This window comes from Sulfurimonas sp. (assembly GCF_016744025.1).
Classification (GTDB): domain Bacteria; phylum Campylobacterota; class Campylobacteria; order Campylobacterales; family Sulfurimonadaceae; genus Sulfurimonas.
The window spans coordinates 19,691-28,702 of the sequence record NZ_JADGFC010000021.1; the positions used below are offsets into that span (position 1 = coordinate 19,691).

General features: G+C 31.5%; 9 protein-coding genes. 5 read left to right on the forward strand and 4 right to left on the reverse strand.

Annotation, left to right across the window (positions count from 1 at the left end; all coding sequences use genetic code 11):
* The first annotated feature begins 23 nt into the window (after nt 1–23).
* The 5 genes from QZZ48_RS05060 (at nt 24) to dsbD (ending at nt 4,820) form a co-directional block, all read left to right on the forward strand.
* On the forward strand, nt 24–665 hold the full coding sequence (locus QZZ48_RS05060; protein WP_294962650.1) for a S24 family peptidase: 642 nt from the start codon (nt 24–26) through the stop codon (nt 663–665).
* Nucleotides 666–816: 151 nt separating this feature from the next.
* A complete protein-coding gene (locus QZZ48_RS05065; protein ID WP_294962653.1) occupies nt 817–1,710 on the forward strand; it encodes an EAL domain-containing protein in 894 nt (297 codons plus the stop codon).
* Between the two features lie 73 nt (nt 1,711–1,783).
* Nucleotides 1,784–2,053: a hypothetical protein gene (locus QZZ48_RS05070; protein ID WP_294962656.1), complete on the forward strand. Its 270-nt coding sequence runs from the start codon at nt 1,784–1,786 to the stop codon at nt 2,051–2,053.
* An 81-nt stretch (nt 2,054–2,134) separates the two neighbouring features.
* Nucleotides 2,135–3,013: a hypothetical protein gene (locus QZZ48_RS05075; RefSeq protein WP_294962658.1), complete on the forward strand. Its 879-nt coding sequence runs from the start codon at nt 2,135–2,137 to the stop codon at nt 3,011–3,013.
* A 52-nt stretch (nt 3,014–3,065) separates the two neighbouring features.
* A complete protein-coding gene (dsbD, locus tag QZZ48_RS05080; protein WP_294962660.1) occupies nt 3,066–4,820 on the forward strand; it encodes a protein-disulfide reductase DsbD in 1,755 nt (584 codons plus the stop codon).
* A gap of 11 nt (nt 4,821–4,831) precedes the next feature.
* Here the strand turns inward: dsbD and QZZ48_RS05085 are convergent, their stop codons facing one another.
* From QZZ48_RS05085 to lpxB, 4 genes are read right to left on the reverse strand one after another with little or no spacing between them, the layout of a single operon-like run.
* A complete protein-coding gene (locus QZZ48_RS05085) occupies nt 4,832–5,566 on the reverse strand; it encodes an acyl-ACP--UDP-N- acetylglucosamine O-acyltransferase (protein WP_294962663.1) in 735 nt (244 codons plus the stop codon).
* On the reverse strand, nt 5,556–6,467 hold the full coding sequence (locus tag QZZ48_RS05090) for a Gfo/Idh/MocA family oxidoreductase (RefSeq protein ID WP_294962666.1): 912 nt from the start codon (nt 6,465–6,467) through the stop codon (nt 5,556–5,558). The genes QZZ48_RS05085 and QZZ48_RS05090 overlap by 11 nt, the downstream gene beginning before the upstream one ends.
* Nucleotides 6,467–7,561: a DegT/DnrJ/EryC1/StrS family aminotransferase gene (locus QZZ48_RS05095; protein ID WP_294962668.1), complete on the reverse strand. Its 1,095-nt coding sequence runs from the start codon at nt 7,559–7,561 to the stop codon at nt 6,467–6,469. Before QZZ48_RS05095 ends, QZZ48_RS05090 begins: the two co-directional genes overlap by 1 nt.
* On the reverse strand, nt 7,551–8,606 hold the full coding sequence (gene lpxB / locus QZZ48_RS05100; RefSeq protein ID WP_294962669.1) for a lipid-A-disaccharide synthase: 1,056 nt from the start codon (nt 8,604–8,606) through the stop codon (nt 7,551–7,553). The genes QZZ48_RS05095 and lpxB overlap by 11 nt, the downstream gene beginning before the upstream one ends.
* Nucleotides 8,607–9,012: the final 406 nt, after the last annotated feature.

Here is a 9,012-nt window from a genome sequence, read left to right on the forward strand (position 1 = left end):
ATCCTATATAGCTATAATGTTTTATGTATAATTATAGTGAAATAATAGAGAAGCTCAAAGACATACTCTCAAGAGAATTAAATGATATCAAGACACAAGATAAAGATGTTGCAGTCGCCCTCGACATAGACTACAGTAACTTCAGAAAACAAAAAGCTAGAAACTCTCCACACTATCTTGAGATAATGCAGTTCTTAGCAAAGCGGAATATCTCAATTAACTGGTTCTTTTTTAGTCAGCTTCCAGAGAGCTTAGTTGAAAGTACTTCAAACTACATCATTCTTAAATATCAAAAATCAGTCATAACTTCAGCTGGAGCTGGTGCAATAAATGATGAACTAAACACAACTCCATTAGTAATAGATAAGCAGTTACTAGATCATATAAATAGCAGCTACAAATATACTGAAGTGTTACAGGTCTTTGGAGAGTCTATGGAGCCTGATATAAAAGATGGAAGCTTGGTCTTTGTTGATAAGAGTCAGGTTGAGATAAACAGTACAGGACTATATGTTATTAACACTCCAGATGGACTGCATATTAAAAGTATTAAGATTAAAGATAATAAGTACTACATGAGAAGCATAAATAAATTGTATGAAGATGTAAAACTAGAAGAATTCGATGTAATAGGACAGGTTAAAGGCGTATATATAAAGTTTTAGATTTGCTAATGAAATGTGAGTAGATTAGTCTAAAAAGAGCGTATTTCGTTAGGTACTAACATTTCATAAGCAAATAATTAACATTTTAAAAGCGTTTGCACAGATATTAAAGAACACTTGTCTGCTCTTTGTGAAGATATGAAAAACTTTGTTGTTTAAGTATACTGACACCAACATTTATTTAGATTTTACACTAGCTTCATCTGCAAGTAAAAACAATGATAATATATTTTCAAAAGTTTCAATGGCTTTAAGATATGCAAAAGATACAGGTACAAACTTTTGGATATATGAGGATAAAATGAACTTTGAGCAAGATTATGCAAGAAAATTAGAATTATCCGATACCGTTAGAGAAGCAGTAGGAAACTATAGAATAGTTCCATATTATCAAGCTATTGTAGATACTAAAACATTAAAGGTTCAAAAATATGAGTGTTTAGCAAGGTTAGTAGACGCTAAGGGCAAAATAGTATCTCCTCTTACTTTTATCCCCATTGCAAAAAAGATTAAATACTACAACATGATTACAAGAATAATGATTGATAAATCATTTGATAATTTTGAAACTATGAACTGTGAATTTACAATAAATCTTTCTATTGAAGATATTATAAAAAAAGATATGTTTGAGTTTATTATGTGTAAATTAAAAAATTCTACTATATCAGATAAAGTGACTTTTGAAATATTGGAATCAGATGCAATAGAAGACTTTAAAAAAGTAAACCGTTTTATACAAGAAGCTAGAAGATATGGTGCAAAAATAGCAATCGATGATTTTGGAAGCGGCTACTCTAATTTTTCGCATCTAACAAAAATTAATGCTGATTATATTAAGATAGATGGTTCTTTAGTGAAAAATATCGATACAGATAATAACTCATTTATAGTTGTAGAGTCAATTGTAGAGTTTGCTAAAAAGCTTGGTATTAAAACTATTGCAGAATATGTTCACTCAAGTGCTGTTTTAGATAAAGTAAAAGAACTAAATATAGATTATTCGCAAGGTTTTTATATAGATGAACCTTCTCTATTCACTTAACTCACTTAGTTGCAATTCTATATTTTTAGTAAAAGTATGAGACAATACAAATATGAAAAAATTAAGGTAAATAATGAAATCTCCTCCAAAAAATAAAAAAATTGATCCAGCTCCTAAAAACGAAGTTAAAGAAATGTTTATGAAGTGGTTTAAAAAGAATAAAAAAGTTGGTCAGATTATGACTAAACAAGATGTTGTTACAAATATTTTGAAAAGACTAGATGCAAAGCAAGATGATGTTTTAGAACAAGCTATGAATGAGTTGAAAAGTTCTGCTTTAGTTGAAACTCAAGAAGATGGTGTTACTTTAGTATTGACTCAAAAAGGTTTTGACTCTCTTTAGTAAACTTTATTATTATCATTAAACAAAGTATTGGAATTGTTAATGTTCTTTAGTTACTATGTCAAAAAAATTCGGAAAATTATGAAATCACTACTTAGAACTCTTTTAATTATACCTATTGCAAGCACTCTTATTTATGCACAAGAAGTTAACAGTGCTTTAGAACGTATGCTGAAACCAAAGGTATCTTACGAATCCTCATATATGGCAGATGTAACTATTAAAGGTAGTTCAGGTGGATATGAAGTTGCTAAAAATAAATTGAAAATAAATAATGCTTTTTTAGCTTTAGAATATGTGAACCAATCTTTTATATGGAATGATATTGCTGACTTGCCATTTGGCGATGGGGTATCCAAACCAATAGAACTACTACATACTATTAAAGCTGATATAAAATTACCATATAAGGTGAATGAAGAATTATTTATTATTAATTCAGTCTCGGTTACATCTAGTTTTGAAAGTAATCCAGAAGATTCATATTCTTTTGGAGCATTTTCTTTTGCATCTTACAAATTAGATAATGATCATACAATCCAATTTGGAGCTTTTGTAAATTACCACCCAATAAATACTACTGCTCTTCCTATGCTAAGTTATAGTTATAGAGCTAGTCATCAGGATGGCTTTAAATCTGTTATAGGTTTTCCTCGTACATTTGTTGGGTATCACTTAAATAAGCATACTCTTGTTCGTTTAGGTATGATTTATTCTCAATCTGTAGTTAAACTTGGTGATAATAGTGTTATTGAGAAAAAAGGTTATATAGAAACAAAAGACTATATGACTAATGTTGGAATATCTTCTAATTTAACAAAAGACTTAAAAGTAGAACTTGATGCACTTTATGAAGTTCAAGGCGATATAAATACATATGATTCTAATGGAGATGTACAAAATAAATATTCTGTAGATCCATCCTTTGGTGTGAACTTCAAAGTTGTTTATACCTTTTAAATTATATTTTAATTAGTTATAATTTTCCAATTATTTTAATAGGCAAATATATATGAAAAAAATACTTTTACTACTTATTATGTCCACTCTTGTTTTATCTGCTGCTAATAAGTTTTTGATGCCAGATGTTGCATTTATTCCAGATGTTCAAGTTAACTCTAAGATGCAGATAGAAGCTGTTGTTAACATTGCTGAAGAAATTTACTTATATGATGAACAACTAAAATTAGAAGTGAAAGAGGGTAGTGGAGTAAGTATCTCTAATGTTGCTAGACCAAAGAGTGTTGAGCACCATGGAACTATGGTTTTCTTAGATTCTCCCAGTTTTCTAGTTACCTTGCAAAAAGAGCCTGACATCACTGGAACTAAAAAGATAGAGTTTAGTCTATCTTATCAAGGTTGTTCAGAACAGGGTCTTTGTTATGAGCCTTTTACTAAAGTTTATAATTTTGATATTGATACATCTAAGTTAAGCATTGCATCTTCATCAAAACCAGAGCTTAAGAGTTTAAATTTAAACAAAGAAGAAAAATCTGAGACAGATGCTATTGCAGATACTATTAAGTCTGGTAGTGTATTTGTTATTTTACTTACATTTTTAGGTTTTGGTCTTCTTCTTGCACTTACTCCATGTGTATTTCCTATGATTCCTATTATCTCTGGAGTTATTATTTCTCAAGGTGATGGAATAACAACTAAAAAAGCCTTTATGTTATCTTTTATTTATGTTCTTGCTATGGCAGTTGCTTATACAATAGCTGGAGTTTTAGCTGGTCTTTTTGGCTCTAACCTTCAAGCTGCACTTCAAACTCCATGGGTTATCTATTCATTTTCAGCTGTTTTCGTAGCACTTGCTCTTAGTATGTTTGGTTATTATGAGTTAAAACTCCCAGATGCTATAGTTGCAAAGGCAAGTGCATCTAGTCATAAAAGTGGATATATTGGTGTTGCAATTATGGGCTTTTTATCAGCTCTTATAGTTGGACCTTGCGTAGCTGCTCCACTTGCAGGTGCTTTAGTTTACATAGGTCAAACTGGAGATGCAGTCCTTGGTGGAATGGCTCTATTTTCTATGAGTATAGGAATGGGTGTTCCTCTTATCCTAGTTGGAGTAAGTGCAGGTAAGTTTATGCCTAAACCTGGTGCTTGGATGACAATGGTAAGTGCAATATTTGGTGTTATGATGCTAGGAGTTGCTATATGGATGTTAGAACGTGTTACTGACATATATGTAACTATGGCTCTTTATTCTATGTTAGGGATTAGTTTTTCTATCTACTTAGGAACTTTTGACAAGGATTCACATATATTTAAACGAAGTGTTGCAGTGATTATGTTTATCTACTCTGTATCTCTTCTTATAGGTGTTTTAGGTGGCTCAACAAGTATGAGTAAGCCTTTGTCATTTTTAAAGCCTCAAGCGGCTTCTAGTATTACTCAGATGAAGAGTAAAGATACTAAATTTCTTAGAGTTACTTCTGTAGTAGAGTTAGATGAACTTTTGAACAAGCATAAAGGCAAGAAGATAATGATTGATTTTTATGCTGATTGGTGTAGCTCTTGTAAAGAGTTAGAAGAAGTAACCTTTGCAGATGCTAAGGTTGCAAATAAGATGAGAGAGTTTATTCTCATAAAAGCAGATGTAACAGCCAACAAACAAGAGCAAAAAGATTTAAGCAAAAAGTACGGAGTATTTGGCCCACCTGTTTTAATCTTTTTTGATGAAAAATCTAATGTTTTAAAATCTAAGAGTATTGTAGGTTTTATAGAGCCAGAAGAGTTTCTGACTCATTTAAATAAGATATAAAAAGAGAATAATTAAATATTATTACTCTTTGAGATAAACGAAGCGAATTCTCTAGCATATTCGTTTTCGTGCTCTTTTGCTATATCAGATGCAAGCTCTTTATCGACTATCTCACCTAGAATTTGTTTGAAAATAGATTTAATTTTTTCTATATCTGCTTTATTTTTAAGTCTTCTTCTTAGTCCAACAACATTTAAACCTTTTACAGTAGCTCTATTGCCTTCTACCAGAGTAAATGGTGGTATATCATGATCAACACATGAAGCTCCACCAATCATTACACCAGAACCAATGGTATTACCAGCTTCTATAGTACTTAGACCGCCAACGATAACTCTATCTTCACAAGTTACATTCTCATATAGTCTAACAGCATTTGTAAGAATACAACCTTGACCAGTAGTACATCCACTTAAAAGTTGAACATAACCCATCAAGAAGTTTTCATCACCTACCGTTACTTTAGTTGTATTTCCATCTTCGCTATCTTGTGAACCAATTTGTACAAATTCTCTAATATGTGTTTTTTTACCAATAGTGATATCTGAATTTTCATTACCAATAGCAGTAAAACTAAATATTCTAACATCTTTGTCAACTATTAGTTTACCTTTTAGAATTACATTTGATTCTAGTTTACATCCAGATTTCAACTCTATATCCTTACTAATATTACAAAATGGTCCTATTGTTACATTATCTGCTATTTTAGCACCATCTTCTATTATTGAGGTTTCATGAATCATTTGCAATCTCCAATGTAATTATGCTGTCTTCTATTGTAGCTAAAGAACCAATGTCTCCACTCTTTAAATAGTTGATAAATGCAGAAAGTTCATCACTAAGAGCATTACTTCTAGATACAAAACAGTTTCTAGTTGTATGAGAAGAAGAATTTATATTGATTCTCTCTTTTAGAGTTTGAGAGAGTAGATCTGCTTCAAAGTATTTTATCTCACTTGTTGCTTCTACTCTACAAGCTAGTGCAATACTTCTTTTTCTATATGGAGTAAGCCAATTTGTTGTAATATCACCAACAACTGCGCCCTCAAGCTCAAATGCTAGTATTGCATTGTCTTCATGTGTTTTATGGATTTTTTGAGATTTAAAAACAGCACTTCTTACGATATTTTTTTGAGTAATAAATCTAATAAGGTCACTATCATGAACAGATAAGTCCGTTAATATTCCAACATCTGCAATTCTCTCAGGAAAGGCACCACTACGAGTTATAGAAATAGAAAGAATTTCATGTCCAGAAATCTCATTTATAAGAGCTTTAACAACAGGATTATATCTCTCAATATATCCTACACAGCTTTTAAGATTTTTAGCATTAATATCTTCTAACATTATGTTTGCATCTTCTACACTTGACGCTGCTGGTTTTTCTATAAACATATTTACATTGTGTTTAGCACAGATAAGAGCACTATCTTTGTGTAAAAATGTAGGTGTTACTATGATAACTGCATCTGGTTTAGTTTCAACAAGCATAGTCTCAAAGTCTGTAAAAAAAGGCTCTTCATACACATCACTATAATTTACATCACATAGTCCAACTACCTTCGCCCCTGATAGATTTTTTAGAGTTTTATAATGGTTTTTACCCATTGCACCTAAACCAACAATTGCTATGTTTTTCATTATTCGCCTTTTATAGACTTAACAATAAAGTCTTGTTGAGCTTCTGTAAGATACGGGCTCATAGGAAGAGACATGATTTGTGTAGCTACTTCTTCACTGATAGGGAAGTCTCCCTTTTTGTAACCAAGATTTTCAAATGCTTCTTGGAGGTGAAGAGGAACAGGATAGTGAACCGCAGTAGGAATTTCTGCATCACTAAGTTTAGCAACTAAAGCTTCTCTATCTTTAACTCTAATAGAGTATTGCGCAAATACACTAATATTATTTTGGGCAATTTTTGGAGTTATAACATTAGCATCTTCTAGAAGATCATTATATCTTGTACCAATTTCATCACGAGTTTTTACTTCTTTGTCAAAATATTTTAGTTTAACATTTAATACTGCTGCTTGAACAGCATCTAGACGGCCATTTATACCGATATATTTATGTTTATATCTTTCGTTTTGACCATGATTAAGAAGCATTCTCATTTTCTTTGCAAGTTCATCATCATTAGTGAAAATTGCTCCACCATCTCCATAAGCACCAAGAGGTTTAGAAGGAAAGAAACTTGTACAACCAATAGTTGAAAGATTACACGATTTTTTACCATTGTAAGTAGCACCAAAACTTTGGCAAGCATCTTCGATTACAGGAATATCATGCTTTTTAGCAATCTCATTTATAGCGTCCATATCTGCACATTGACCATAAAGAGAAACAGGCATAATAGCCTTTGTCTTATCTGTGATAAGAGCTTCAATCTTAGTAGGATCAATATTATAGCTATCTTCGTCAATATCAACAAAAACAGGTTTCGCACCTAAAAAAGCAATAACTTCAGTAGTAGCAATAAATGTAAAAGGAGTTGTTATAACTTCATCACCGTACTCAATATCTAAAGCCATAAGAGATAGTAAAAGAGCGTCTGTTCCACTACTACAACCAATAGCGTGTTTTGCACCAGTGTAAGATGCTAAGTTCTCTTCAAGAGCATTTAGTTTAGCTCCACCGATAAACTGAGCCGTACTAAATACCTCTAAAACTTCACTATCAATTTCTGATTGATACTCTAAATATTGTGCTTGTAAATCTATAAAATTAATTTTCATATGTGTCCTCTATTATTGCTGCTATATTTTTTGAACTACCGTGTTTTAAGTAAGATCTTAGATGCTTGGAGTCATCTAAAAATGTACTTCTATCATACTCATTAAAAGCTTTGATGAGATTATCCGCTGTTACTTCTTCTTGAATAAATTCAGGGTGCAAGTCCCTGTCATTAAACTGAGTAAACATAATATTACTAAGTCCAATATGGCTTAGTTTAACCAGTTTAGACGCTATGAAGTAGTCCAATGGTTTGGCAATGTAGCTAAGCACAAAAGGAGTTCCTATCAGTGCTGCTTCAAGTGTTGCTGTTCCACTACAGATAAATGCAAAGTCAGCTTCATAAAGTGTTTTATGTGCATCGTGAGCTATTTTAAAACCCGCTAGGGTACCATAAAGCTCTTTTATATCTTCTTTAGTAAAGTGTCTTGGGATAATGATAGTCGATTCTACCCCAAGTTTAAGACTTACTTCTTCAAAAATTGGCATGAGTTTTTTTATTTCACCCTTACGACTTCCAGGCATAAAAGCAACTTTTATAGCATCTTTATTTAATTCTTGCTTGAACTCTTTTATGATGTCAAGAAGAGGGTGCCCAACGTAAGTAATAGGAGCATTATCAGAGTAGTAATCTTTCTCAAATGGAAGTATAGAAGCTAAATGGTCTATAGTTTTCTCTAGTACAGGAATGCGCTTTTTCTTCCATGCCCAAGCCTGAGGTAAGATATAGTAAATTATCTCTTTATCTGGGTAACGTTTTTTTATCTTTTTAGCTAAAGGCAGGTTAAATCCAGAAGAATCTATTAGTAAAACTTTATCTGCATCTTGGGCTAAATCTACCATCTGAGCATTTAGTTTAAAAAAGTATCGTAGTTTTTTTAAAGCGTCTACAAAACCCATGATAGCAAGACTTCTAAGGTCAACTATAGGCTCACCTAAATCACTGTCATAAATACCGATAAACTCTGTTTCATCACTAAGTTCTTTTTTTAAAGACTTCAGATGCATGTTTGCCGAGTGTTCTAAAGCACTAACAAGTACTTTCATGATTTTGTATTTCCATTAAAGAGGTAAAAAAGAGAGTCAAAATTAATAAAATGAGTAGTAAAAAAATGCAACTAATAACCTTAGTATTTATAATTGTAAAATTATATCTAATTATCCATAAGGTTGTTATTATCAATTTCTACTTTTTTTCTAAAGTCTTCTTTATGATTTTAATTATCAAGAAAAGCTTAATGTATATTTTGATAAGCTTTCATATGTTATAGAATAATAGTTCTATAATCTCAAGAATTTGAAATAGATATTAAAATAGCTATATCTTTAAGGATTAAAATGCTTACAAAGCAACACTATAATGGTTCCCTTTTTCAAGACCAGTAAAACAAGTTTTCTTATTTCACCTCTTTACGATACCAGTGGTAACAGTTTTTGTCTCCTAGGGTCTAAA

Bases quoted from the DNA above. Each gene is read 5' to 3' on its own strand.
- QZZ48_RS05060 (WP_294962650.1), top strand. From the start codon at position 24: ATGTATAATTATAGTGAAATAATAGAGAAGCTCAAAGACATACTCTCA.
- QZZ48_RS05070 (WP_294962656.1), top strand. From the start codon at position 1,784: ATGAAATCTCCTCCAAAAAATAAAAAAATTGATCCAGCTCCTAAAAAC.
- QZZ48_RS05075 (WP_294962658.1), top strand. From the start codon at position 2,135: ATGAAATCACTACTTAGAACTCTTTTAATTATACCTATTGCAAGCACT.
- dsbD (WP_294962660.1), top strand. From the start codon at position 3,066: ATGAAAAAAATACTTTTACTACTTATTATGTCCACTCTTGTTTTATCT.
- QZZ48_RS05085 (WP_294962663.1), bottom strand. From the start codon at position 5,566: ATGATTCATGAAACCTCAATAATAGAAGATGGTGCTAAAATAGCAGAT.
- QZZ48_RS05090 (WP_294962666.1), bottom strand. From the start codon at position 6,467: ATGAAAAACATAGCAATTGTTGGTTTAGGTGCAATGGGTAAAAACCAT.
- QZZ48_RS05095 (WP_294962668.1), bottom strand. From the start codon at position 7,561: ATGAAAATTAATTTTATAGATTTACAAGCACAATATTTAGAGTATCAA.
- lpxB (WP_294962669.1), bottom strand. From the start codon at position 8,606: ATGAAAGTACTTGTTAGTGCTTTAGAACACTCGGCAAACATGCATCTG.